Origin of the sequence: Mycobacterium spongiae, from assembly GCF_018278905.1 — a bacterium.
GTDB lineage: Bacteria > Actinomycetota > Actinomycetes > Mycobacteriales > Mycobacteriaceae > Mycobacterium > Mycobacterium spongiae.
The window spans coordinates 416806-442229 of sequence record NZ_CP046600.1 but is presented as its reverse complement, the minus strand read 5'-3'; the positions used below and the strand labels follow the sequence as shown (position 1 = coordinate 442229).

Here is a 25424-nt window from a genome sequence, read left to right as displayed (position 1 = left end):
GGCTACACCGAATACTTGTTTATCAGCTCGTTCTTGTAGAGCTTGCCCGTATCGGTGCGCGGCAGCTGCGACTCGAACGCTATCGATCGAGGACACTTGAAGTGCGACAGGCGTTCTCGTATCCATCCCAATAGCTCTTCGGCGAATTCTTCGGTGGCATCCGCCTCCTCGACGGTCTGCACCGCAGCAACGACGCGTTGTCCCATCTCGTCATCAGGGACACCGAACACTGCCGCGTCGAGCACCTTGGGGTGGGTGACCAGAAGGTTCTCAGCTTCTTGCGGATAGATGTTCACTCCGCCCGAGATGATCATGTGGTGGCGCCGGTCAGTCAAGAACAGATAACCCTCGCCGTCGAGATAGCCGACGTCACCGACTGTCGCCCAGCCGTGCTTGTCTCGCGCCGCAGCGGTTTTCGACGGGTCGTTGAGGTATTCGAACGAATACCCGGCGTCGAAATAGATCTCACCCGCCTGCCCAGGCGGCAGCTCGCTACCGTCCTCCGCCAGGATATGGACCGCGCCTTCCATGGGTTTGCCGACCGAACCGGGATGCTCCAACCAGTCCTCGGCGGTGATCATCGTCGCCCCGATCGCTTCCGAGGATGCGTAGTACTCGTCGACGATCGGTCCCCACCAGTCGATCATCTGCCTCTTGATTTCCACCGGACACGGCGCGGCCGCGTGCATCACCCGCTTGAGGCTGGACAAGTCATACGAATGACGTACGGCCTCAGGAAGTTTCAGCATCCGGACGAACATGGCTGGCACGAATTGGCCGTGGGTTACCCGATGGCGTGCGATGGCATCGAGCGCACCTTCGGGGTCAAACTTCTCCATCACCACCGTGGTGATGCCCTCGGCCTGAACGCTCATCGACCAGACCGAGGGTGCGGTGTGGTACAGCGGAGCGGGGCTCAGATACACCGAGTCGGGTTCCATCCAGGCGCCAACCATTACCGACATCATCCCCGCCGCCGCGTCCGGTGGGACGTGCGGCAGTTCGCGTTTGATCCCTTTGGGTCGGCCGGTGGTGCCCGACGAGTATTGCAGCAGGTCACCTTCGAGTTCGTCGTCGATCGGGTTATCAGGTTGGTCGACCACGCATTCCGGGTAGCGATCCCAGCCCGGCAGACCGTCCTCGGAACCTGCTGTCGCGATCATCAGCAAGCGCGGCAACCCACCCGGAAGATGCTCAGCCAGCCCTGCGCAGGTGTCGCGCAACATCGCAGAACCGATGATCGCTTTGGCACTGCTGTTGTCGATGATGTAGGCGGCTTCGGCAGCGGTGAGATGGGTGTTGATCGGCACGTAGTACAGGCCGCTGCGGCGAGCCGCCCACATGACCGCGTGCATGTGTTCGTTGTTCTCCATCAGGATCGCAATGGTGTCGCCCTCATGCAGACCCGCGCCACGAAACCGATGCGCGAGCCGATTGGCCCGGGCTTCCAGCTCGTCGAAGCCGATGACCACGCCCGATGGGTGCAAGATCACAGCTGGCTTGCCGGAGCCGACGTGCTGGCGAATCTGCATGGGCCGACTGTACGTCGCAGGCTGCGGCCGGTCGCACCTGGCGTTGAATTCGTTCTCGAGCTCGCTGCGTGCCAGGATGCCCGGCGTGCCCAGCAGCACATGACCGACCGGGCGCCTTACAGGCGGCCCCGACTGGTCTAGTGAGACTCGTCCAGGCGATGCTTCAGCGCGTCGAACTCGTCCTTGATCCCGGTCGGCAGCTTCTCACCGATGAACTCCAGCCACTCTTCGATCAGTGGCAGCTCTTGGCGCCATTCGTCGACATCGACCGCCAACGCATCCGCCACGTCGGCGACATCGGCATCCAACCCGCTCAGGTCGAGGTCCTCGACAGCCGGAACGGTTCCGATCGGCGTGCTAACGCCGCCGGCCTGGTGCTCGATGCGGTCGATGATCCACTTCAGTACCCGGCTGTTCTCGCCGAAGCCTGGCCAGAGGAAGCGATTGTCGTCCCCGCGGCGGAACCAGTTGACGAAGAAGATCTGCGGCAGCTTGGACTCGTCGGAGTTCTTGCCGACGTCAATCCAGTGCTGGATGTAGTCGCCGACGTTGTAGCCCATGAACGGCAGCATGGCCATCGGGTCGCGGCGGACGTTGCCGACCTTGCCCTCGGCGGCCGCGGTTTGTTCGCTGCCCAGCGTGCCACCGATGAACACGCCATGCTGCCAGTCGCGCGCTTGGGTGACCAGCGGAACGGTGGTCTTGCGGCGGCCACCGAACAGAATCGCCGAAATCGGCACGCCCTGGGGATCATTCCACTCGGGCGCCAGAATGGGGCATTGCGACATCGGTGTGCAGTATCGGGCGTTCGGGTGAGCCGCGGTGGTTTCCGTCTCCCGGTAGTACCAGTCGTTGCCCTTCCAGTCCGTGAGATGCTGCGGGTCGCCCTCGAGGCCCTCCCACCACACTTCACCGTCGTCGGTGAGCGCAACATTGGTGAAAACCGTGTTACCAGCGGCGATCGTGCGCATCGCGTTCGGGTTCGAGTCCCAGTTGGTGCCCGGTGCCACGCCGAAGAAGCCAAACTCCGGGTTGACGGCGTACAACCGGCCGTCCTTGCCGAACCGCATCCAGGCGATGTCGTCGCCCAGGGTTTCGGCGCGCCATCCGGGGATGGTGGGCTGAAGCATCGCCAGGTTGGTCTTGCCGCACGCCGACGGAAAGGCCGCCGCGATGTAGTACGCCTTGTTCTCGGGCGAAATCAGCTTCAGGATCAGCATGTGCTCGGCTAGCCAGCCCTCATCACGGGCCATCGCCGAGGCGATACGCAACGAGTAGCACTTCTTGCCCAGCAGCGCGTTGCCCCCGTAGCCGGAGCCGTAGCTCCAGATTTCGCGAGTCTCCGGGAAGTGAGTGATGTACTTGGTGTCGTTGCAGGGCCACGACACGTCTGCTTGGCCCGACTCCAGCGGGGCGCCGACCGAGTGCAACGCCTTGACGAAGAACCCGTCGTCTCCCATCTTCTCCAGTGCGGCGCTGCCCATGCGGGTCATCACCTTCATCGAAACCACCACGTACTCGGAGTCGGTGATCTCCACTCCGAGCTTGGGGTCCTCGGCGCCGAGGGGGCCCATGCAGAACGGCACCACATACATGGTGCGACCGCGCATGCAGCCCCGGTACAGGTCCGTCATCACGGACCGCATTTCGCTGGGGTCCATCCAGTGGTTCGTCGGACCAGCGTCGATCTCGTTCTCAGAGCAGATGAACGTACGCGACTCCACCCGTGCAACATCGGACGGATCGGATAATGCGAGGTAGGAGTTCGGGTACTTGCCTTCGTTGAGCCGGATGAAGGTGCCGGCATCGACCAACTGAGCGCAGAGTCGTTGAAACTCTTCCTCGGAGCCGTCTGCGAAAACCACCCGGTCAGGCTGGGTAAGTTCGGCGACCTCGGCTACCCAGGACAGCAGCCCCTGGTGATTCGTCGGCGCGGTGTCCAGACCGGGGGTTGTCGCTGCGGTCATTAAACTCTCCTGCTAGTCATCGGGTTCTCATCGTTGCGTCTGAGCCAGCTATGCAGTCGCGCATACAAGTGCCCACGCGGTGTCGCTTTTACACAAGGTTATCGCGCATCACTTGCCGGGGACGGTTCGGGCGGGTATAAGCCTGCTCACAACAACGATTCAGAAGGCGTCCGAACTGGCACAATCTTGCGCTCGCGCATCCCGCCCGTCGCCGCGGATCGCGCTTTGGGTTGCCGCGAGCTAAACGCGCCCGACGAGGCCATAACTGCGCTGCGCTAGGTCACATCCGGTAGCGCGGTGCGGGTGAGAGTGCGATTGCCCGTGCCAGGATCACCCAGTTCGGCACGCACGGCAGACAGTGCGTCGCGGAGCATCGGCAGCTCCAGGTCGCAGCGCGCCGCGGCCCGGGCCGCGGCGACTGCATGGTCGCGAAGTTCGCTGTCGATGATGGCCAGCTGATCGGCCAACAGGGCATCCTCGGACTCATCTCGGGCACTCACCGCGACGCCCACCGCCGCCTCGGCCGCCAGGACTCGACTGGCAACGAGCCGCTCGGCAACGGCCCGCAGCGATGTCACCGCATCGGCCGCCCAGCGGTCCACATCGGCACGATCTCGCAGCAGACTCCGGGTAGTGACCACCCAGACCGTCGCCGCCAGCCCGATCGCAACGCACGCCACGGTCCCCGCTGCCGCGAGTCCGGGGGGCGCCGCGGTGCGCAGTCCCGGGGCCAGACCGACCACTACCCTGCTCAACGTCAGCGCCACACCCAGTCCGAAGCCAGCGCCAAGTAGCATCATCAGCCGGCTTTCCACCCGTCGCGAATTCAGCGTTGGAGCCGAGAGCGCGACCGTTGGAAGCTTCGCGATGGCCGGCAGCTGCATCGGCACGCCCAAACCCTGCGCCACACCTGCGAGGCAGGCGTCGGTGGCCTCGTTCACCTCAACGACAACATCCTCGACTCGGCTGCGCACCTGCTCGGTGAACCCGGCCATGCCCCGTCGGGACAACACCGCGCTGCGCTCACGCAACTCGCTGCGCACTGACGAGCACCGATCGCGTGCGCAGTGGAACAACTCGATCCGCGCCTGCTGGATCTGCCGGCGAGCTGCGATGCTGTGCTCCGACCTTGATTGGCGTCGCCGCCGCATGGCCGCACCGCGACGCGCGCGCAAGGCGTCGACTCGTTCCCGCCGCTGCGCGCCCTCGGCGTCGCGATCCAGCCGCCGCGCCCGAGCCTGAAGCTGCGATTCCCACGACCGCAACGTGTTTCGCCGCGGAGCATGCGAATCGGTGAGCCGCGACTCGACAGTCGCGGCTAGCTCACCGACACGCTGGTCACCGAGTTCGGGGGCCGCGGCCACGCCAACCCATGGCACCTGGGCGTAGCGCGGCGCATGCGCGGCCAACCTGGCGCGGCTGGCGGTGAGAACGTCGCGCCAGGTGCGGTGCACGTCGATCTTGGCAACCACCCCGACCACCACGTCGGTGTGCTCGGCGACGGCGTCCAGCAGCACACAATCGGATGGGGCCAGGTGAGCCGCCCCGGAAATGACAAATACCACCGCCATCGGCGCATCTGCAGGCGTGAAGTCTGCCGACTCGACCACGGTGCGGTGCGGCAGCCGTTGGGCCAGCGCCGCGACCACACTGCTGACCCCAGCCAGCCATGGACCGGTCACCAAGACAACCGCACGGCGGCTGACGGCGGGCGAGTCCAGCCGTGGCTTGACCGCCGCCACCAGGGTGTCCACCCGGGCTGCGGGGTCTTCGTAAGGCCCGTCGGTCACCGCGACGCCTCGGATGCACCCGGCGGCACGGCGCCGGCATCTGACCAGAGCCGAAGCGATCCGCGAGCGATATCGGCCGCGCATGCCCGGCCAACCTCGCTTGTCGAATCCAGGCGGCCCGCACTGGTGTGTAGCCGGTATCGCTGCCAACGCACCGCCCGGGACAAGTGCGCGGCCGGACCATCGGATGGCGCAGGTTCCGGCTCGGGATCGCTGCCAGCGGCCAATCCGGATGCCCGCACCACATCGATCGCAACAGCCATCCGGGCCAGCACCGAGTCATCGGAGGACAGAAATTCAGCGACCTGCTCGCCAACGCGGTCCCGCGAGACGGCCAAGGCCTCGAGTTCCGCGACGGCCACGAGCACCCGCCGGTACCACAGCTGGGAGCAGATGGCGCAGATGCGGTCCAAGACGGCGTCGATGCCGCTGACCCGACGTAACAGGACACGGACTTGTTCCGCGGTTCCCGCGAGCTCGCCCGCGGAGGTGGCGGCCCGGAACCCGGCCACGCCCAGCGCGATGCCGAAAAGATCAAAGGTGTCCAGCAGGCGCACCCGTATCTCGGTCGGCACCGGAAGCTGTGCGGCGAGAAAACCGTCGAAAGATCCGTCCACACAGGTTGGGCCTTCGCGGTGCGCGGCCAGCACCCGCAAAGCAGCCCACAAGTCCGGGTCTGGGCGCCTATCCGGATCGTCGAGCGCGGCAACAGCAAGTAGCCCGATCAGGGGCTCCACGGGTGTTCCGACGAGTGCGGAGAAGCGCTTGCACCGAGCGTGGGCCGCCGCGATCGGACCATCACCCGATAGCGTGCCGACCAGGTCGGCTTTGTTCAGCACAGCGACCACCGGCTGGCGGGTCGCGGCGATGGCCTCCAGGGCATCGGAGTCTTCGGGCTTGATCGCCTCGGCAATGACGTAGACGACCAGCTCGGCCGGCTGATCACCGCGATCACCGGTGCGCTCCGGCGGTGCCACGGTAATGCCTAACGAGCTACCAGCTCGGTCGAGCGCGCACGCGACGGTGCTGCACCCCACTCCACGACGCCCACGAACTGCCAGCCGCAGTGGTTCGGTAGCCCGCTCGGCGACGGCCTCGGTTCGCCGGTCATCGGTCCTGGCCGCAAATCGCCTCAACTCGTCGGCGAATATCTGGTGCCCCTGTCCCCTCATATCCCGCCCGCTCTGTTCGATCCCTCTGCCGAGCGATCAGCCGCAATCCGCAGTGGCTCCCTGCAGGCGGCAACGTTCGCATCGCCACTGAAACCGACGCCGTGGGCGGGCTGCTGACAGGGCTCGATTGCCCGGCGCTATCGAATGGTGGCATCCGCACCGCCGAATCGCGAGTCACCTTCTGGTACCAGCAAAAGGCAACTGTTGGGTATCAATCTGGACCACAGGCGGCTACACCAGCCGTTCATGGGCCACGATGGACAAATGCATGCGCAACCCGGGTTGGGGGCAGACCCCGACACGCCGGTGAAATCGGGCCAGGGTCTCGACCACGGGGCAGGTTCTAGCGCTAGCGGCAATCTTCCGTCCACCAGCTTTCGGTCGCGGCGCTCCGCTCTGTCGAATGCTCAACGCCAGACCTGGGAGCGACTATGGCCGCGATTCGGCATGATGGCACTCCCGCAATCCCCGCCGGCCCAATCCGTGCCGCCGGGCCCGGTAGACGCGCAAGCCTGGTTTGGCCGCGATGCACCAGTGGTGCTGGAGATCGGGTCAGGCAGCGGCACCTCGACACTGGCGATGGCACAGCTCGAGCCGCATATCAATGTGATCGCGGTGGAAATCTATCGCCGAGGTCTGGCACAGCTGCTATGCGCACTGGAGCGCGAGAAAGTAGACAACATCCGGTTGATCCGCGGAAACGCGGTCACCGTGCTAGAACACCTGATCGCCCCCGGTTCGTTGCACGGCGTTCGGGTCTTCTTCCCCGATCCGTGGCCGAAGGCACGCCACCACAAGCGGCGGCTGCTGCAGCCGGCGACCTTTGCGTTGATCGCCGACCGGCTGCGCCCTGGCGGTGTCGTGCACGCCGCGACCGATCACTCCGGGTACGCCGAGCACATCGCCGATTCCGGCGACGGCCAACCCGGCCTGGTTCGCGTTGACCCCGGCACCGAACCGCTGCCGATTTCGGTGTGGCGCCCCACTACCAAGTACGAGACCAAAGCCCAGCATGAGGGCAGCAGCGTCACGGAGCTGATCTGGAAAAAGCGGAGTTGATCTGGAAAAAGCGGAGTTGATCTGGAAAACACGGAGCTGACCCGAAAAGCACGGTTGATAGAGAAAACCGCGGCTGCTAGGAAACGCCGCTGACAGAGAAAAGGCGCGGTTGATATGAAACGAACCGAAAACTAGATGACGATGAGCCTGACTGAAGAAGTGACCACCCCAGCGTCCCAGCCCTTCGTCCCGCCGCCGGTGCCGGCCTTATCCGAGTTATCCAAGGACGGGCTGGGCAGCCTCCCATCCCCAACGGGACGTGTCCTTTTGGTATGGGACGCCCCGAACCTCGACATGGGTCTGGGTTCCATCTTGGGTCGTCGGCCGACAGCTCTGGAACGACCGCGTTTCGACGCCTTGGGCCGCTGGCTCCTGACGCTTACCGCGGAAGTCGCCACTGGCCAGCCAGATGTGTCGACCGAACCTGAAGCCACCGTCTTCACCAACATCGCGCCCGGTAGTGCCGAAGTGGTCCGGCCCTGGGTGGATGCCCTGCGAAACGTCGGGTTCGCGGTCTTCGCCAAACCGAAGGTTGACGAGGACAGCGATGTCGACCGTGACATGCTCGACCACATCGACCAGCGGTACCAGCAGGGCCTTGCGGCGCTGGTAGTGGCGTCGGCCGATGGTCAAGCCTTCCGCCAACCCCTCGAGCAGATCGCCCGCGGCGGAACCCCAGTTCAGGTGCTTGGATTTCGCGAACACGCTAGTTGGGCGCTAGCGTCGGATACCTTGGAGTTCGTCGACCTGGAGGACATTGCTGGGGTTTTCCGGGAGCCGCTCCCGCGGATCGGCCTTGATTCGCTACCTGAGCAGGGTGCTTGGCTGCAGCCATTCCGGCCGCTGTCCTCGCTGTTGACCTCGCGTGTCTGACGCTCGACATGCTTGAAAAACGAAAACCGTTCTTAAAAAACGAAAAGTAGTGCGAGGGTCGCTAGCGATCCAGTAAGGAGCTTCCGTGTTCGCCTGGTGGGGTCGGACGGTGTACCGCTACCGGTTCATCGTCATCGGGGTCATGGTGGCTCTGTCCCTCGGTGGCGGCGTTTTCGGGCTGTCCCTCGGTTCACACGTCACGCAGAGCGGTTTCTACGACGACGGCAGTCAGTCAGTGAAGGCCTCGGTACTCGGCGACAACGTCTACGGTCGGGACCGCAGCGGTCATATCGTCGCGATCTTCCACGCCCCGGAGGGGAAGACCGTTAACGACCCGGCGTGGTCGAAGAAAGTCGTCGACGAACTCGACCAGTTCGTGGCCGACCACCCCGACCAAGTGATGGGTTGGGCCGGCTACCTGAGAGCGCCCGACACGACCAGCGCGGTAGTCAAGGGGATGGCCACCGAAGACAAGAAATACACCTTCGTGTCCATCCCGCTCAAAGGTGATGACGACGACACCATCCTCAACAACTACAAGGACATCGCGCCGTCCTTACAGAAGCTCGACGGCGGCACAGTTCAACTGGCCGGCCTCGAGCCGGTCGCCGAGGCGTTGACCGGCACGATCGCCACCGACCAGCGGCGGATGGAAGTTCTGGCGCTGCCGTTGGTGGCCGTGGTCCTGTTCCTCGTGTTCGGCGGGGTCATCGCCGCCTGCCTGCCGGTGATGGTGGGCGGCCTGAGCATCGCCGGAGCGCTGGGGATCATGCGGTTGATCGCGGTGTTCGGGCCGGTGCATTTCTTTGCGCAACCCGTCGTCTCACTGATCGGCCTCGGTATCGCGGTGGACTATGGGCTCTTCGTGGTGAGCCGGTTCCGAGAAGAGATCGCCGAAGGCTACGACACCGAGACCGCGGTGCGACGCACGGTGATGACCGCCGGCCGTACGGTGGCCTTCTCCGCGGTGCTGATCATCGCGTCCGGGATAAGCCTGCTCATGTTGCCGCAGGGCTTCGTGAAATCGCTGACGTATGCGCTCATCGCGGCCGTCGGCTTGGCGGCCTTGCTGTCGATCACCCTGCTGCCCGCCTGCCTCGCCATCCTCGGCCGCCACGTCGACGCGCTCGGCGTACGAACCCTGTTCCGGGTGCCGTTCTTGCGGAACTGGCAAGTGTCGCGTGCCTACCTGAACTGGCTCGCCGACCGGCTGCAGAAAACCAAGACCCGCGAAGAAGTCGAGGCCGGCTTCTGGGGCAAGCTCGTCAACTGGGTGATGAAGCGCCCGCTGGTGTTTGCGCTCCCGATTGTGGTCGGCATGGTCCTGCTGGTCATCCCGTTGTTCAACCTCTCGCTCGGCGGCATGAGCGAGAAGTATTTGCCGCCGAATAACGCGGTGCGTCAATCGCAGGAGCACTTCGACGAGCTCTTCCCGGGCTACCGCACCAATCCGCTGACGCTCGTGATCGAGTCGACCGATGGCCAGCCGCTCACCGACCAGCAGGTCGCCGATGTTCGCAACAAGGCGATGTCGATCAGCGGATTCATCGAGCCCGACAACAACCCCGCGAACATGTGGCAGGAGCGCAGTTACGCTCCCGGCGGGTCAAAGGATCCGTCAGTTCGGGTCCTACAGAACGGGCTGATCAACTCGGGTGACGCGGCGAAGAAGCTCGAAGAACTACGCGCGATAACGCCCCCCAAAGGCATCGAAATATCTGTCGGCGGAACACCGGCGCTGGAACAGGACTCGATCCATAGCCTGTTCGACAACATGCCGGCGATGCTGCTGATCCTGCTCACGACCACAACACTGTTGATGTTCTTGGCGTTCGGTTCGGTGGTGCTACCGATCAAGGCAGCGGTGATGAGCGCGCTGACGCTCGGATCCACCATGGGCATCCTGACGTGGATCTTCGTCGACGGTCACTTCTCGAACTTGCTGAACTTCACGGCGACCCCGTTGACCGCTCCGGTCATCGCGTTGGTGGTCGCCGTCGGGTACGGCTTGGCCACGGACTACGAGGTGTTTCTGGTGTCCCGCATGGTCGAGGCGCGAGAGCACGGCATGTCGACCCAGGAGGCGATCCGGATCGGCACCGCAACGACCGGGCGACTTATCACCGCCGCCGCCTTGGTGCTTGCCGTGGTCGCGGGATCCTTCGTCTTCTCTGATCTGGTGATGATGAAGTACCTGGCGTTCGGCCTGATGGCGGCCCTGCTGCTGGACGCGACCGTGGTGCGGATGTTCTTGGTTCCCTCGGTCATGAAGATGCTCGGCGATGACTGTTGGTGGGCTCCGCGCTGGATGAGACGCTTGCAGACCCGCATCGGGCTGGGCGAGATCCATCTGCCTGACGAGCGCAAGCGGCCCGCCGGCAACGGGCGTTCCGGACGGCCTCCCGTCACCGCGGGTCTGCTCGCCGCGGCTCCGCGCCCAACACTCGAAGCCGGTCACTCCGCAGCGGTCGAATCATCGCGTCCGCGCGGGGCAGGCCGCCCTGACGGCAAACCCGGCAAGGAGGCACCCGCCAGCACGGGTAGCGCAGGGAAGGCCAAGACCAGCCCGGTGGCAGGGCAATCGGCGGAGCCGCCGACCACCCGCTTCGGGGCGCCCACTCACCACGGTGCCCAGACCGAATCATCACCGGAACGATCGGCGGACGTTCGCGGCTCGGCTCGCGGCGCGACGGCGCCTTCGTCGGCACCCACGCGGCCCCCGTCGCCAATACCGTCGGCACCGTCGCCAGCACAAGCGCCGGCGCCGAGCCCGACGCCGCCGCCGGCCCCGTCGGCGGGTCAAACCCGGGCCATGCGGATTCCGAAGAACCCTTCCGACGACGCCACCGGCGACCCAGCTGACCCAACCGCCGCCCTCCCGGTAAGCCGCCCGGACGGCAACGACTCCGAAGCCGCCACCGAGCAGCTCAATGCCCGCGGCGGGCCGGACAACACGCGCCAGCGCCGGCGTGCGGCGGGCGGTCTCAGCGCTGCGGATCTGCTGCGCCGCGAGGGACGGCTCTAAGCCTCCTCCGCGTCAGTCGCAGGGCCGCCTTCGAGGCTGTCGGAGGCGGCGCCTACGGGCTCACCCTCTCGGCCCGCATCTCGCGCATCGGCTGCGTCCACGGTCAGGCTGTCGGCGGCTGCGCCTGGATCGTTGGCCAGCAAAACCTGCACGGCATTGTTGAAGAAAGCGACCGTAGGGACCGCAAGCAAGGCACCCACAATCCCAGCAAGTACACCACCGGTAGCAATGGCCAACACCACCGCCAGCGGGTGGATCGCGACCGCGCGCCCCATGACCAACGGCTGCAGCAAATGAGCCTCAAGTTGGTTCACCCCGACCAGCAAACCAAGCGTGAGCAACGCATAGACCAAACCCTTGGCCAGCAGGGCGACCACGACCGCGAGGAAGCCGGCGATCACGGCACCGACAAGCGGCACAAACGCCCCCAGGAAGACCAACGACGCTAGCGGCAGCGCAAGGGGCACACCCATGATCGCCAGCCCCGCGCCGACACCGGCCGCATCAACCAACGCCACCAGAAACGTCGCCCGCACGTACCCGATCAGCGATCCGTACCCTGCCCGCCCAGCCGCCAGCACTCGGTCCCGGACGCCCACCGGGACGATCTTGGCGACGTAGTGCCAGATCCCGCGTCCTCCGTAGAGGAAGAAAATCAGTGTGAACAGCACCAACACCGCCGCCGTAACCAGCTCGGTGATGGTCGCCGCTGTGGACAGAGCGCCGCTGGTCAACCTCGCCTGATTGTTTCGCAGCGCCTCGATCGCAGCGTTGCCCGCGTTGTCGATCTGTTCGCCGCGTAGGTGCGCAGGTCCTTCGATCAACCATTTGCGGGTGGCCTCGATGCTCTGCTCGACCTGCGCGACCAGATCGGGCAAGCCGACGATGAACTGGCTGACGACAAACGTCAGGATGCCACCTAGGGTGGCGAAACCGCTGAGCAAAACCAGCGTCACCGCGCCGCTGCGGGGCACCCCGTGGTTGTCCAACCAGTCCACCGCCGGCACCAGCAACGCACTGAGTATCAAAGCCAGCAACACTGGAACGACGATGATTTCAAGTTTGCGGATAACCCACAGCAGGGCTAACACCGCGCCCAGAATGACCAGCAACCGCCACGCCCACGCAGCCGCCTTGCGCACCAATGGTGCGACCGAAGCATCATCCAGGCTTGTCGACACCCGGCAAGCCTAGCTGGCAAAGCGCTGGTTCCCGCCCACCTCACAGCGCTCCCGAAATCGCCGAGCGACGGCCTCCGCCACCGCGCCGGATCGCTTCTGCGGTCAGCAGCCGGCACGATCCGGTCACGACCGCAGAACGAGCCCGACACAGACCGCCACGTGCGGCGATTAGCGCGCCACCTGCGCGGTTACCCTGATGCACGTGTCGCATGACGCCGCTTCGCGCAACCTCCGTCAGCGCGGGTGCGGACTCCCCCGCGCGCGGATGAGGACGCCACCCGCTCGGGCGGGGGAGTCCGCGCGCGGCAAGTACTGGTGGTTGCGATGGGTGGTCCTGACCATCGTCGCAATCGTGCTTGCGGTCGAGGTGGCGCTGGGCTGGGACCAACTCCACAAAGCCTGGGCGAGCATGTACGAGGCCAACTGGTGGTGGCTGCTCGCTGCGATTGCAGCGGCAGGCGCGTCAATGCACAGCTTCGCCCAGATCCAGCGAACTTTGCTGCGATCCGCCGGGGTCCACGTCAAGCAGTGGCGCTCGGAAGCCGCCTTTTACGCCGCCAATTCGCTGAGCACCACGCTGCCCGGTGGGCCGGTGTTGTCGGCGACGTTCCTGCTCCGTCAGCAACGCATGTGGGGCGCCTCGACTGTGGTGGCGTCGTGGCAGCTGGTGATGTCGGGAGTCCTCCAGGCCGTGGGACTGGCACTACTCGGGTTGGGCGGCGCCTTCTTCTTGGGCGCAAAGAACAACCCGTTCTCGCTGTTCTTCACGCTCGGCGGGTTCGTCGCACTGTTGTTGCTGGCGCAGGCGGTGGCGTCACGGCCGGAGCTGATCGAAGGGATCGGCCGGCGGGTGTTGTCGTGGGCCAACTCGGTTCGCGGCAGGCCGGCCGACACCGGCTTGGAGAAGTGGCGCGAGATACTCATGCAGCTGGAATCGGTCAGCCTGGGCCGACGCGACTTGGCCGTGGCGTTCAGTTGGTCATTGTTCAACTGGATCGCCGACGTCGCCTGCCTCGGTTTCGCCGCCTATGCCGCCGGCGACCACGCCTCGGTCGCCGGGTTGACGGTGGCCTACGCCGCCGCTCGCGCGGTCGGCACCATTCCGCTGATGCCGGGCGGACTGCTGGTCGTCGAGGCGGTGCTGGTACCCGGGCTGGTGTCCAGCGGAATGACTCTGCCTAGTGCCATCTCAGCGATGCTGATCTACCGGTTGATCAGCTGGCTGCTCATCGCCGCGATCGGCTGGGTGGTGTTCTTTTTCATGTTCCGCACCGAGAACATCACCGATCCGGATGCCGACCCGGATGCCGACGAATCAGCAACCGCACCTACCGCAGACCCGGCCGGCAGCCCCGCCAGCAACGCGGCGACCGATCAAGCCACCTCGTCGCAGCACAAACCATCCGATGATCCTGCCGAAACCGCCCTGCACGGCCCCTTACCACCAGAGCAGGAGCCCGACAACAACGCAGAGCAGCACTGCTGAACCTGCGCGATTGGGTGTCATCCGGCCTTGGCGAATGGGCGACGGAATCACCGAGTGCAGTGATCCCGTGCACGCCCACCGCGGATGTCCCCGAACCCCCCGGGGCCAAGAGCCATCCTGCCACCGTCGACATCGGCGCGGCCAACTTCTGGGCCGAAATCCCGATTCCTACGACATACTCACACCGTCTTTGCAGCAACCTTGCAGCCTCGGTGACGTCGCAGCTCAGCACCCGCAAGACCACCTGACGCGCATCCTGCTGAGGTAGGCTCGCGAGCACGCAACGTGCGACATTACGGGGAGACCGAAATCCAGCAGTTCATGATGCGCCTGAGCCGCAACCTGCGCAGGTTCCGCTGGTTCGTCTTCACCGGTTGGCTACTGGCGTTGGTGCCGGCGATCTACCTGGCGATGACGCAGTCGGGGAACCTCACCGGCGGCGGGTTCGAAGTCGCGGGCTCGCAGTCATTGCTGGTCCATGATGTGGTCGACGCTCAATACCCCGGGCAAGAAGCCCCCGAGCTGGCACTTGTGGCCGCGCCCCGCCCGGACGCCAGTTATCAGGACATCAACGACGCTGTCGCGCTACTGCAGGGACTGGCCGATGAGCTGCCGGGCGTTACCGTGGCGCCCAACCCCACCCAACGCCCGCCTCGGCCCGACCGCCCCTACGTGGTGTCGCTGCGGCTGGACGCCAGCAACGCTGGGACGAGCGATGTCGCCAAGAAACTGCGCCAACGAATTGGAGTCGATGGCGAGCGGTCCGGAAAAACGGCGAACGGCAAAGTGCGGCTGTACGTCATCGGCCAGGGCGCACTGAGCGCCGCGGCGGCCGCGAACACCAAACGCGACATCGCCGACGCCGAACGCTGGAACCTGCCGATCATCCTGATTGTCCTGCTAGCGGTATTCGGCTCGCTGACTGCTGCGGCGATCCCGCTGGCCCTCGCCGTCTGCACCGTCGTCGTCACCATGGGTCTGGTCTACCTGCTGGCAATGCATACCACCATGTCGGTGTTCGTGACCTCGACCGTGTCTATGTTCGGGATTGCCCTTGCGGTCGACTACTCCCTATTCATCTTGATGCGCTTCCGCGAAGAACTGCGTTCTGGTCGTTCGTCGCGGGATGCCGTCGATGCGGCGATGGCCACATCCGGGCTCGCGGTGGTGCTGTCCGGCATGACCGTCATCGCCTCGCTCACTGGGATCTACTGGATCAACACCCCTGCCCTCGGGTCGATGGCCACGGGCGCGATTCTCGCGGTCGCCGTCGCCATGCTGACGTCGGCAACCTTGACGCCGGCGCTACTGGCCACATTCTCCAAGGCGACCGCCAAGCGCTCGGCGCTGCTGCACTGGTCGCGGCGGCCGGAGAGTACCCACTCTCGGTTCTGGTCCCAGTGGGTCAGATGGGTCATGCGCAGGCCTTGGCTCACAGCCTTGGCGGCGTCGACGGTCTTGATCGTCATGGCAGCACCGACAGCATCGATGGTGCTGGGCAACAGCTTGCTGCGCCAGTTCGACTCATCGCACGAAATCCGCAACGGGGTGGCGGCAGCGGCGCAGGCACTCGGTCCAGGCGCCCAGGGCCCGGTCGCGGTGCTGGTCAGATTTCCAGACGGAGGCGCGTCCGCACCCGCCCACCGCCAGACACTGGCTGCGATTCGTCAGCAGATGCTCGCGGCTCCCCACGTCGCCTCGGTGGGACCGCCAGTTTTTGCTGGCGACGATGCCAGCGCTCTGCTCAGTGCGGTGCTGTCAGTCAATCCGGAAGACCTCGGCGCCCGGGAAACCGTCACGTGGATGCGGACCCAACTACCCGAGGTCGCCGGCCCTGCCCTCGTGGACGTCGGTGGTCCCACCGCCCTCATCAAAGACTTCGACGACCGAGTCTCCGCGACGGAGCCCCTGGTACTTGCCTTCGTGGCGGCGATCGCGTTCTTGATGCTGCTGATTTCGATCCGCTCAGTCTTCTTGGCACTCAAAGGTGTGCTGATGACCCTGCTGTCGGTGGCTGCCGCCTACGGCAGCCTGGTGGTGGTCTTCCAATGGGGCTGGGCAGAGGGGCTGGGGTTCCAGCCGCTCAGTTCGATCGACAGCACCGTTCCGCCGCTGGTCCTGGCTATGACATTCGGGTTGTCGATGGACTACGAAATCTTCCTGCTCACGCGAATCCGGGAACGTTTCCTCTACAGCGGCGACACGCGGGACTCCGTTGCCTACGGCGTCAGTACCAGCGCTCGCACGATCACCAGCGCTGCGCTGATCATGATCGCGGTGTTCTGCGGATTCGCCTTCGCCGGCATGCCCCTTGTAGCCGAGATCGGGGTGGCATGCGCCGTCGCCATCGCCGTGGACGCCACGATCGTGCGACTGGTTCTGGTGCCCGCACTGATGGCGATGTTCGACCAATGGAACTGGTGGCTGCCCCGCTGGTTGGCCCGCATCTTGCCGTCGGTCGACTTCGACCGGCCGCTGCCCGCGGCCGACCTCGGTGGCGCGGTCAACATTCCGGACGACATCGCCGGTGCGATAACGCCCAGCTCAGACCTGAAGATGGCGCTTGAGTCCGCGGCCAAGCTCAAACACCTTGCCCCTGATGCCATTTGCGTTGCCGACCCACTCGCCTTCACCGGCTGTAGGCACAACGGCAACAAGCCCGACCAGGTCGCACAACAGGAACGAGGCGGCAATGGCTCGGCCGCATCGGCAACCGTTCCCAGAGAGGGAGAACCGGGGACCAACAGTCACGCGACAGCCAGCGCGGCGGTCGGCCTGGCACACCGCAGCGACGTCGCGTGCGCCATGTCGCGCAATGAGCGCCCACTACATCCCGTCACCCTCTGGCGGGGGCGCCTTTCGGTGGCCCTCGACGCGCTGGAGACCTCGAACAATGAGAGGACCGACGACAACGACGGGACAAGCAACAATAACGGGACCGAGCCGACAGTCCCCCATGGTGAAGCTGCCCATCGGAGGTACGAGCGCCGCAGTCCGATGGAAACCACCAATGTGGCGCTGCCCACCGGTGACCGGCTGCTGATCCCGACCGGAGCAGAAACGGTGCGCCTCATGGGCTATCTGATCATGTGTCGTAACAGCAACCGCGACTACATCGAATTTGCTGACATGGTCGATACCATAGAACCCGAGACCGCCGCGGTCGTGCTGGCCGCAATGGACAGGTACTACCGTTGTCAACCACCCGCGCAGCAAGGTGTGACAACCCAGTTGGTTCGCCGGCTGGCCGATCCGCATCCGTCCGACCAGAAGGATCAACCGTCCGACCCAGCCACTGAGGCAAGCTGGGAGAAGGTCCGGCAGCGCTGCCTGTCGGTGGCCGTAGCGATGTTGGAGGAGGCGAGGTGACGTTGGCAGCCGACCGACGCCCCGCCCCCTCAGAGCAGCCCTCGGCGCAGCCAAGTCCTCCGGATACCGACCAGCCGGTCGAACTCTGGCCTACCGCCGCGATCCGGTCGGCGCTGGCGAGCGGCGAGATCGCCACCTGGAAACGCATCGCAGCCGCGTTAAAGCGCGACCCATATGGGCGGACGGCACGGCAGGTCGAGGAGGTTCTGGACGGCTCGCCGCCCTACGGGATCGCCACGGCGTTGTCAGAAGTGCTGGATCGCGCCCGCACCCACCTCGAGGCCAACGAACGCGCCGAGGTAGCCCGCAACGTTCGGCTACTGTTGGAACGCTGCGGCCTGGAACAACAAGAATTCGCCTCACGAATCGGCGTAGCCGAGGCGGACTTGGCCGCCTACCTCGACGGCAGCCAAAGCCCGACCGCCTCGCTGATGATCCGGATGCGGCGGTTGTCGGACCGGTTTGTCAACATGAAGTCCGAGCGCTCCCCGAACACTTAGCGAGCACTGATCGGCGCGACGTCGAGCACCAGCCAGTCGCTGTCACGCTTGGTAAACATGACCCGCACGGCTGGCGCGGCCTGACTGGCAGGTTCACCAGGGATGCTCTGAGTCACCCGCATGATCACCGCCACGCTGGCCGCCGACGGCCCGATGGCCTCGACTCCGGCCGCCAGGGCGACCGCCTGTGCGGTGACGTTGCGCTCGGCCAGTTCGGCGCTGGACTTGACGTATTGCTCCTTGAACGCGGCCGCTTGCTCGGGCACCATCATCGCCGCCGCCCGGTCGGCGGAGGCGCCCGGAGCGCCCGGCGAGAATGACGCGACAGCCTCGGCCATATCCGTAGCGATCTCTACCACGGTTCGAGAATCCCGTTTGAAGTCGCGGTCGGGCGTTGTCCAATGGATGTAGCCGGTGACCACCGCGGCCGACAGGGCGACCGCGCACACCATGACAACCGCCAGTCGCAGGCCGGGCGCATCGTCATCGGTACCGACGGTCACCGCGTCGCGGCGCAGCAGCCAGAGGTTGACGCCGACACCTTCCAGGATCAGCAACACCAACGCCGAGCATGCCGACACCCACCACAACGGCCAGCCAAGCACGACTCCGATGGACAGCAGAGCCGCGATAGCGGCCAGCGGCGCCACAACGTCAAAAACGGCAAACCGCCAGGCGTTTCTCACCGGATCGACTCCAGCCCGGAGATCATCAGCTTGCCCTCAACGTCGGAGACGTCGAGGCGCAAGTTCCAGTGCACGGTCTGTGGCTTCGTACCCGCGTTCTCGCTGACCGACGTGGCAACCAGCATGACCGAGTCGGTGCGGGTGGCGAACGGAGGTAATTTCGTTGTCACTACCGGCCGGGTGGTACCCGGCTCGGCGTCTGGGTCGCGGTGCACCGTGTCGATCGCAACCGCTTCGACCCGGCCGGTGCTGCGGGTCTGCAACTTCTCCACCACCTGCCGATACGGCCGTACCGCAGCGTCGAAGTGGCTGTTGAGGTCTCCGACGGTTCCGTCGTGCAGCTGCTGCAGGCTGGCGTCGAGGTTTCCGGCATTCATATTGATCAGGACGTGCGTCCACTCCGCGGCGGTCCGCATCACCCGGGTCAGGTAGGCGCGCTCCCCAACGTCGTCGCGGCGTGCCGACCACACCATCACGCCCAGCACCACCGCGGCGACGGACACGACTCCCAGAACCGTCGAGGCAATTCCGTAGCTCGAGAACATTCCCCCAGCCGACGTTTCGTGCCGCGACGAATCGGGGCCAGCCTCTTCCCCATCGTCGGCAGAATCTTCCTGGGCCGGTTCCTCGGCCCGCTCCCGGTCAGCCATGGCCCGATCGTTGCACCTGAAAAGAGATGGAAGGATGGCGGGGTGACATTGGAGGCCATCCGCTCGGGCATCGACCTGAGCAACGTAGACGCTGATGCCAGACCTCAAGACGACCTGTTCGGTCACGTCAACGGCCGCTGGCTGACCGAGTACGACATCCCCGCCGACCGGGCAACCGACGGAGCGTTCCGGAACCTGTTCGACCGAGCCGAGGAGCAGGTACGCGATCTGATCGCCGAGGCCAGCGAGACCCGCTCCGCGGCGGCCACCGCGGCCGATACCCAACGCATCGGCGATCTCTACGCCAGCTTTCTCGACGAAGAAGCCATCGAGCGCCGGGGCACCCAACCCCTACACGATGAATTGGCCGCGATAGATAACGCCGCCGATCGCGATGGTTTGGCAACTGTCGTCGGCGCCCTGCAACGCACCGGAATGGGCGGCGGCATCGGGCTCTATATCGACACCGATTCCAAAGACTCGACCCGCTACCTCGTTCACATCTCGCAATCGGGCATCGGATTGCCTGACGAATCCTACTTCCGCGATGAACAACACGCCCCGGTGTTGGCCGCCTACCCCCGGCACATCGCGCGCATGTTCAGCCTGGTGTACGGAGATCGCTGCGAGAGCGCCAACCACACCGACACGGCCGCCCGTATCGTTGCGTTGGAGACCAAACTCGCCGCCGCGCATTGGGATGTGGTCAAGCGGCGCGACGCCGAACTCACCTACAACCTGCGCACTTTCACAGACATACAGACCGAAGCGGCGGGCTTCGACTGGGCCGGGTGGGTGACCGCGCTGGGCAGCGCACCGGAGGACGTCGCGGAACTTGTTGTGCGCCAACCAGATTATTTGAGCGCTTTCGCATCGCTATGGAGCAGCGAGGACCTGGAAGATTGGAAATTCTGGGCGCGTTGGCGGTTGATTCATGCCCGCGCCCCCTGGCTGACCCGCGAACTCGTCGCCGAGGACTTCGACTTCTACGGCCGGAGGCTAACCGGCGCCGAGCAGATCCGCGCCCGCTGGAAGCGGGGGGTATCGCTGGTGGAGAATCTGATGGGCGATGCCGTCGGAAAGCTCTATGTGCAACGACATTTTCCGCCGGCAGCGAAGGTGCGCATCGACTCTCTCGTCGAAAACCTTCGGGAGGCCTACCGGATCAGCATCAGCGACCTGGACTGGATGACGCCGCAGACCCGAGAACGAGCGCTGACGAAGCTGAGCAAGTTCACCGCCAAGGTCGGGTATCCCGCCAAGTGGCGCGACTACTCGAAGCTGGTGACCGACCGCAACGACCTCTACGGAAACTATCAACGGGGATATGCCGTCAATCACGACCGCGAGTTGGCCAAGCTCGGCGAGCCCGTGGACCGCGACGAGTGGTTTATGACACCGCAGACCGTCAACGCCTACTACAACCCTGGGATGAACGAAATCGTCTTTCCCGCAGCGATTTTGCAACCTCCGTTCTTCGACGCCGATGCCGACGACGCGGCCAACTATGGCGGTATTGGGGCGGTGATCGGCCACGAGATCGGGCATGGTTTCGACGACCAGGGAGCCAAGTACGACGGCGATGGCAATCTTGTCGACTGGTGGACCGACGATGACCGAACCGAGTTCGGCTCCCGCACTGCGGCGTTGATCGAGCAGTACGACTCGTACACGCCGCGGTCGCTGGACAGCAGCCACCGGGTGAACGGCGCGTTCACCGTTGGCGAGAACATCGGCGATCTGGGCGGGCTGTCCATCGCCCTATTGGCGTACCAGCTGTCACTCGACGACCGGCCGGCTCCGGTCATCGACGGCCTCACCGGCATCCAACGCGTGTTCTTCGGCTGGGCGCAGGTTTGGCGGACCAAGTCACGCGAGGCCGAGGCAGTCAGGCGACTCGCGGTAGACCCGCACTCGCCGCCGGAGTTCCGGTGCAACGGTGTCATTCGTAACGTCGACGCGTTCTATGACGCTTTCGATGTCACCGAGGATGATGCGTTGTTCCTGACCGCGGAGAACCGCGTCAAGATCTGGAATTAGCGCGCCTCTGCTCGCGCCGGTTCGATTCGGGCTGGCACATGCTTGTGCCAGGGAGTGCCGGCATACGAATCGCGCCATCCGGTGGAGGTCAAGGAATTGGGGGCGACACCGGGCACCAAGGTACGGCCGTCGTCGTCGACGTAATCGAGCCCAAACCCGTTGGGAAGAGCGGCATGTCCGGCAAGCATTGTCTCGGTGACTTCGACAGTCGCCTCGGCGCTACCGGCCGCGGTGGTGATGCTGGCTCGGCACCCATCGATAAGTCCGAGCGCCTGGGCGTCTTCAACGCTGACCCGCAACGCCCCGTCGACGTCGCGCTTGCGCCAGGATGGGTCGCGCAAGATGTCGTTCGCGGTGAAGGCGCGACGCTCCCCAACCGACAACACGATCGGCAACTCCGAGGTGGTCAGCCGGGGCGGCGCGGTGGTCAGTGTTCGCAGTTCGATCAGCATTTCGGGTATTTCCAGCGCGATCTTGTGATCGGCGTGGCTGATCAACGCGAAGTCGTCCTCGTAGTTGTGGATGGTGAACGTGACCCCCGAGGGGCTATTGAGGATGGCGTCGAAGAGCGCGTTACCGTCGGCGTAGCCGGCGCGCCGGACAGCCTCCGGGTAAGCCATTGCGGTCTTCTGGGCGAGCCCCCACACCGCGGCCGCCCCGGCTAGACCGTGGGGTAGCGTCGGCCCGAGAGTCTCGTAGAGGACGTAGGGCAGCAGTTTCGACATCGTCGGGTTGCTGGCCACCGCGCCGAGAAACGCCTCGGTGTATTCCTGAAGTCCTCGTTGAGCGGCTTCGCGCAGTGGCCGCAAGTCGGCGTCGTCGACCACACCAAGTGCTCGCACCAGCCGAGCCCAGATCTCAGGTTCGGGTAGAGTTCCCGGGAATGGTTCCAGCAGCGGCCGACGCAACTGGAAACCATTGTGCGGGAACTCGAAATTGAAGAAGGTGGCCTCCGGCTTCTCGAACTGGGAGGCGGCCGGAAGCACATAGTGAGCCAGCCTCGCGGTCTCGGTCATCGCGACGTCAACGACAACCATCAATTCCAGAGCCTCGAACGCCTCCCGGCACGCGGTCGAATCGGCCAGCGAGTGCGCTGGATTACCGCTCTCCACGATCATCGCCCGGAACCGGTCCGGGTGATCGGTCAGGATCTCTTCGGGCACCGCATTCGCCGGGATCAGACCAGCGATGATCGGGGCGCCGGTGACGGGCGATCGGCCCGAGACGGTGCTGAACAGCGGAGCGAAGGACGAATGCAGGTGCTGGCTACCCTTTTTCGCGAAGTTACCGGTGAGGATCCACAGCAATTTGTTGAGATAGGAGCACAGCGTGCTGTTGGGCCCCTGTTGAATGCCGAGGTCCTCGAACACCGCTACGCTCGATGCGGCGCCGATGCGGCGCGCGGCGGCCCGCACTAGCTCTTCGTCCACCCCGCAGCGGTCCGCGTACTCGGCGATCGGCAGCTCGCGAAGGGCATCTTGGACGATGTCGGCCCCACGCACGTGCTCGGCGAGAAATGCTTCGTCGCAGAGGTTTTCCTGGACCAGAACACCGGCCAACGAAGCCAGGCACCAAGCATCGGTACCGGGCCGAACCCGCAGGTGGAAGTCGGCCATCTTTGCGGTGTCGGTGATCACCGGATCGATGACGATCATCGACCGTGCCGGATCCTTAGCGATCTCGTTGAGCACCACGCGTGCGCGGGGGAAGCTCTGCGACATCCACGGATTCTTGCCGATGAATACCGACACTTCGGCGTGTTCGAACTCGCCGCGAGTATGACCGCCGTATAGCTGGGCGTCGATCCACGCTTCGCCGGTCTTCTCCTGCGCCAACGCATTTGAACGGTAGCGAGAACCCAGCGCCTTCAGAAACGCGCTGCTGTAGGCCCCTCCCAGGTGATTGCCCTGCCCGCCGCCCCCGTAATAGAAGATCTTGTCTCCGCCGTAGGTGTCACGGATGTGTTTGAAACCCTCGGCTATCTCGACAATGGCGGTGTCCCAGTCAATCTCCTCGTAGGTGCCGTCGGGGCGGCGCCGCATCGGCGAGGTCAAGCGGGCACGGTTGTTCTGGTAGTGGTCCAGGCGCAACGCCTTGTTGCAGGTGTAGCCGCGCGAGGCCGGATGGGCTTTGTCACCTCGGATTCGCGCCAGCTTACGATCCTCGAGTTGCACCACAATGCCGCAATTGCACTCGCACAGAATGCACGCTGTGGGCTGCCAATCAGTGGTGGTCATCGGTCTTCCCTTCCGGCAGCTCGGCCAGTAGCAGGTTGTACAGCTGACGGTGAACACGATCCAGCGGCGCCAGGTCACGCCGCACCCGCGCCAGCAGTAGTGCGCCTTCCAACGCCGACATCGCCAGCTCTGCCAACTCGGTGGCCCGATCCGGCGCTACCCCGTCGCTAACGAAGCGTTGCGCGATCATGGTCGACCAGCGGTCGAACACCGCTGCCGCATGGGCGATCACCGGAGCCATCCGCTCGCGGTCCGCGGCCTCACCCGCTTCCACCGCGACGGCCGCGATGGGGCAGCCCGCCCGGAAATCGGTGGCGACCAGCTGCTCGCGGTACTGGTCGAGCAGCGTGTCCAATAGCTCCAAACTCCGCTCCGCCCGCGTGATGAGTCCGGCGATGTACTCGCCGGAATAGTCGACGGCCTCGCAGAGCAGTTGGGTGCGCCCACCCGGGAAATAGTGATAGGCGGAGCCGCGCGGCGCGCCACTGTGCTGCAAAACGTCCGAGATCGCAGTGGCATGCGCGCCGCGCTCCCTGATCAGCAGCGCGGCAGAAACCACCATCCGCTCGCGTGGGCTTCGCATCGCCGCTCCTCAATGCCCCGGCCGGCTAAGTATGACGATATACATAATCGTCCCGGCAAGCAACGCCCGATGCGACTCACCTCATCCGCTCAGTCGACCGAGCCGTCGAGCACTCGCCAGCGGCAGGCGCGCGCCCACCTGCGCACGCTGGTTGTTAGATCTGCCAGTCCTGCGCGCCGTCGTTCTGGGTGTAGGACCCGACGGAGTTCTTCACCACGATCGGATCGCCACTGCCAAAGTTGTCGAAGAACCACTTCGCATTGGCCGGGCCGAGGTTGATACATCCGTGGGTGACGTTGCGCTTGCCTTGATCGCTCACCGACCATGGCGCGCTGTGCACGAAGTTGCCGCTGTTGTCGATGCGCACCGCGTCGTGCACCGTGAGCTTGTATCCCCAGCTCGAATTGACCGGGACCCCGTACGTCGAGGAGTCCATCACCACGGTGGGCATCTTCTCGAGAACGTAGTACGTGCCGTTCGGAGTCTGGTGGTGGCCCGCCGCCATGCCCATCGACATGGGAAAAGTCTTCTCGACAACGCCGTTACGCGTGATGGTCATCTGGTGAGTGGCGTCATCAGCGGTGGCCACCAGCGAGTCGCCGGTGCGGAAGCTGGACTTGGTGCCCGCCGCATCGATATTCACCGCCGTATTGGCGGGCCAGAAGTCAAACGGACGCCAGCGCACTTGGGTCGGAGTCATCCAGTAGAACTTGCCCGGCACGGGCGGGATCGACGAAATGTGAATAGCGCTTTCGGCCATTCCGCGGTCGGCGATCGGCACCGCGAAGTTGATGATGATCGGCTTGGCTACCCCGACCATGGAGCCGTCGATCGGATTGAACGTCGGTGGCCGGAACGGCGGAATTCCGAAAAATGGTGTCGGGTTCTGCCCGGCAACCGGGCCCATGGCCATCGGCACCGCTAGTGGATCGGGCGGAGGGGGCCCAAACGGGTTGGGCGGTGGTGGGGGCGGCGCCAACGGGTCTGGTGCCGGCGGAGGCGGCGCCAACGGGTCAGGTGCCGGCGGCAACGCCAGCGGGTCTAACCCCGGCGGGGGTGGTGGTGGCGGCCCCGGTGGCGCAACCACACCGGGATCACCCGGACCTGGATCGGGGTCCGCGAGGGCGGTGCCCGTTCCAAACACCGGTACCGCCAACACTCCGGCTGCGATCACGACGGCGAAGAGGCGTCCCCTCGTCCAGCGCGACATAAGTGCATCCCTCCAGTCACGTTCTGTCATTCAGTGTGGCATAGCGCGCCGGCTGATTGCGTCG

The 25424-nt window shown here is 65.0% G+C and carries 17 protein-coding genes; 7 read left to right on the top strand and 10 right to left on the bottom strand.

The window, feature by feature from the left end:
- Window positions 1-2: 2 nt before the first annotated feature.
- The 4 genes from fadD4 to F6B93_RS01690 form a co-directional block, all read right to left on the bottom strand.
- Window positions 3-1532 carry a fatty-acid--CoA ligase FadD4 gene (gene fadD4 / locus F6B93_RS01705; protein ID WP_211697443.1) on the bottom strand — a complete coding sequence of 510 codons (1530 nt, stop codon included), beginning with the start codon at window positions 1530-1532 and terminating at the stop codon, window positions 3-5.
- Between the two features lie 137 nt (window positions 1533-1669).
- Window positions 1670-3499 carry a phosphoenolpyruvate carboxykinase (GTP) gene (locus F6B93_RS01700; protein ID WP_211697442.1) on the bottom strand — a complete coding sequence of 610 codons (1830 nt, stop codon included), beginning with the start codon at window positions 3497-3499 and terminating at the stop codon, window positions 1670-1672.
- 275 nt (window positions 3500-3774) lie between these two features.
- Entirely contained in the window at window positions 3775-5289 is a 1515-nt protein-coding gene (locus F6B93_RS01695; RefSeq protein WP_246540962.1) for a hypothetical protein, read from the bottom strand.
- On the bottom strand, window positions 5286-6461 hold the full coding sequence (locus tag F6B93_RS01690; RefSeq protein WP_211697441.1) for a hypothetical protein: 1176 nt from the start codon (window positions 6459-6461) through the stop codon (window positions 5286-5288). Before F6B93_RS01690 ends, F6B93_RS01695 begins: the two co-directional genes overlap by 4 nt.
- Before the next feature lie 246 nt (window positions 6462-6707).
- On the opposite strand from F6B93_RS01690, the gene trmB reads away from it, so the two are divergent.
- From trmB to mmpL3, 3 genes are all read left to right on the top strand, one after another.
- Window positions 6708-7520 carry a tRNA (guanosine(46)-N7)-methyltransferase TrmB gene (trmB, locus tag F6B93_RS01685; protein ID WP_211697440.1) on the top strand — a complete coding sequence of 271 codons (813 nt, stop codon included), beginning with the start codon at window positions 6708-6710 and terminating at the stop codon, window positions 7518-7520.
- A gap of 141 nt (window positions 7521-7661) precedes the next feature.
- Window positions 7662-8393: an NYN domain-containing protein gene (locus F6B93_RS01680; protein ID WP_211697439.1), complete on the top strand. Its 732-nt coding sequence runs from the start codon at window positions 7662-7664 to the stop codon at window positions 8391-8393.
- Window positions 8394-8478: 85 nt separating this feature from the next.
- On the top strand, window positions 8479-11418 hold the full coding sequence (gene mmpL3 / locus F6B93_RS01675; RefSeq protein WP_211697438.1) for a trehalose monomycolate exporter MmpL3: 2940 nt from the start codon (window positions 8479-8481) through the stop codon (window positions 11416-11418).
- Here the strand turns inward: mmpL3 and F6B93_RS01670 are convergent.
- Window positions 11415-12599 carry an AI-2E family transporter gene (locus F6B93_RS01670; protein WP_211697437.1) on the bottom strand — a complete coding sequence of 395 codons (1185 nt, stop codon included), beginning with the start codon at window positions 12597-12599 and terminating at the stop codon, window positions 11415-11417. The two genes, mmpL3 and F6B93_RS01670, sit on opposite strands and share 4 nt — an antisense overlap.
- Window positions 12600-12801: 202 nt before the next feature.
- Between F6B93_RS01670 and F6B93_RS01665 the strand changes: the two genes are divergently transcribed.
- The 3 genes from F6B93_RS01665 (at window position 12802) to F6B93_RS01655 (ending at window position 17954) form a co-directional block, all read left to right on the top strand.
- A complete protein-coding gene (locus F6B93_RS01665) occupies window positions 12802-14085 on the top strand; it encodes a lysylphosphatidylglycerol synthase transmembrane domain-containing protein (RefSeq protein ID WP_211697436.1) in 1284 nt (427 codons plus the stop codon).
- Window positions 14086-14406: 321 nt separating this feature from the next.
- A complete protein-coding gene (locus tag F6B93_RS01660; RefSeq protein WP_211697435.1) occupies window positions 14407-17454 on the top strand; it encodes an MMPL family transporter in 3048 nt (1015 codons plus the stop codon).
- Window positions 17451-17954, top strand: a complete 504-nt coding sequence (locus tag F6B93_RS01655; protein WP_211697434.1) for a helix-turn-helix domain-containing protein — start codon at window positions 17451-17453, stop codon at window positions 17952-17954. The genes F6B93_RS01660 and F6B93_RS01655 overlap by 4 nt, the downstream gene beginning before the upstream one ends.
- Here the strand turns inward: F6B93_RS01655 and F6B93_RS01650 are convergent.
- Window positions 17951-18640 (bottom strand): hypothetical protein, encoded by a 690-nt coding sequence (locus F6B93_RS01650; RefSeq protein ID WP_211697433.1) that lies wholly within the window; start codon window positions 18638-18640, stop codon window positions 17951-17953. The genes F6B93_RS01655 and F6B93_RS01650 overlap by 4 nt on opposite strands.
- The gene (locus F6B93_RS01645) at window positions 18637-19290 is read right to left on the bottom strand and encodes a hypothetical protein (protein ID WP_211697432.1); all 654 of its coding nucleotides are present in this window, start codon (window positions 19288-19290) and stop codon (window positions 18637-18639) included. Before F6B93_RS01645 ends, F6B93_RS01650 begins: the two co-directional genes overlap by 4 nt.
- Window positions 19291-19332: 42 nt before the next feature.
- On the opposite strand from F6B93_RS01645, the gene F6B93_RS01640 reads away from it, so the two are divergent.
- Complete coding sequence (locus F6B93_RS01640; protein ID WP_211697431.1) at window positions 19333-21330, top strand: M13 family metallopeptidase; 1998 nt, start codon at window positions 19333-19335, stop codon at window positions 21328-21330.
- On the opposite strand, the gene F6B93_RS01635 is transcribed toward F6B93_RS01640, so the two are convergent.
- The 3 genes from F6B93_RS01635 to F6B93_RS01625 form a co-directional block, all read right to left on the bottom strand.
- Complete coding sequence (locus F6B93_RS01635; RefSeq protein ID WP_211697430.1) at window positions 21327-23567, bottom strand: molybdopterin-dependent oxidoreductase; 2241 nt, start codon at window positions 23565-23567, stop codon at window positions 21327-21329. The two genes, F6B93_RS01640 and F6B93_RS01635, sit on opposite strands and share 4 nt — an antisense overlap.
- Window positions 23554-24150 (bottom strand): TetR/AcrR family transcriptional regulator, encoded by a 597-nt coding sequence (locus tag F6B93_RS01630; RefSeq protein WP_211697429.1) that lies wholly within the window; start codon window positions 24148-24150, stop codon window positions 23554-23556. The genes F6B93_RS01635 and F6B93_RS01630 overlap by 14 nt, the downstream gene beginning before the upstream one ends.
- Before the next feature lie 154 nt (window positions 24151-24304).
- The gene (locus F6B93_RS01625; protein ID WP_211697428.1) at window positions 24305-25360 is read right to left on the bottom strand and encodes a L,D-transpeptidase; all 1056 of its coding nucleotides are present in this window, start codon (window positions 25358-25360) and stop codon (window positions 24305-24307) included.
- Window positions 25361-25424: the final 64 nt, after the last annotated feature.

Bases quoted from the DNA above. Each gene is read 5' to 3' on its own strand.
- F6B93_RS01630 (WP_211697429.1), bottom strand. From the start codon at position 24,150: ATGCGAAGCCCACGCGAGCGGATGGTGGTTTCTGCCGCGCTGCTGATC.
- F6B93_RS01680 (WP_211697439.1), top strand. From the start codon at position 7,662: ATGAGCCTGACTGAAGAAGTGACCACCCCAGCGTCCCAGCCCTTCGTC.
- fadD4 (WP_211697443.1), bottom strand. From the start codon at position 1,532: ATGCAGATTCGCCAGCACGTCGGCTCCGGCAAGCCAGCTGTGATCTTG.
- F6B93_RS01635 (WP_211697430.1), bottom strand. From the start codon at position 23,567: ATGACCACCACTGATTGGCAGCCCACAGCGTGCATTCTGTGCGAGTGC.
- trmB (WP_211697440.1), top strand. From the start codon at position 6,708: ATGGGCCACGATGGACAAATGCATGCGCAACCCGGGTTGGGGGCAGAC.
- F6B93_RS01690 (WP_211697441.1), bottom strand. From the start codon at position 6,461: ATGAGGGGACAGGGGCACCAGATATTCGCCGACGAGTTGAGGCGATTT.
- F6B93_RS01645 (WP_211697432.1), bottom strand. From the start codon at position 19,290: ATGGCTGACCGGGAGCGGGCCGAGGAACCGGCCCAGGAAGATTCTGCC.
- F6B93_RS01660 (WP_211697435.1), top strand. From the start codon at position 14,407: ATGATGCGCCTGAGCCGCAACCTGCGCAGGTTCCGCTGGTTCGTCTTC.
- F6B93_RS01700 (WP_211697442.1), bottom strand. From the start codon at position 3,499: ATGACCGCAGCGACAACCCCCGGTCTGGACACCGCGCCGACGAATCAC.
- F6B93_RS01625 (WP_211697428.1), bottom strand. From the start codon at position 25,360: ATGTCGCGCTGGACGAGGGGACGCCTCTTCGCCGTCGTGATCGCAGCC.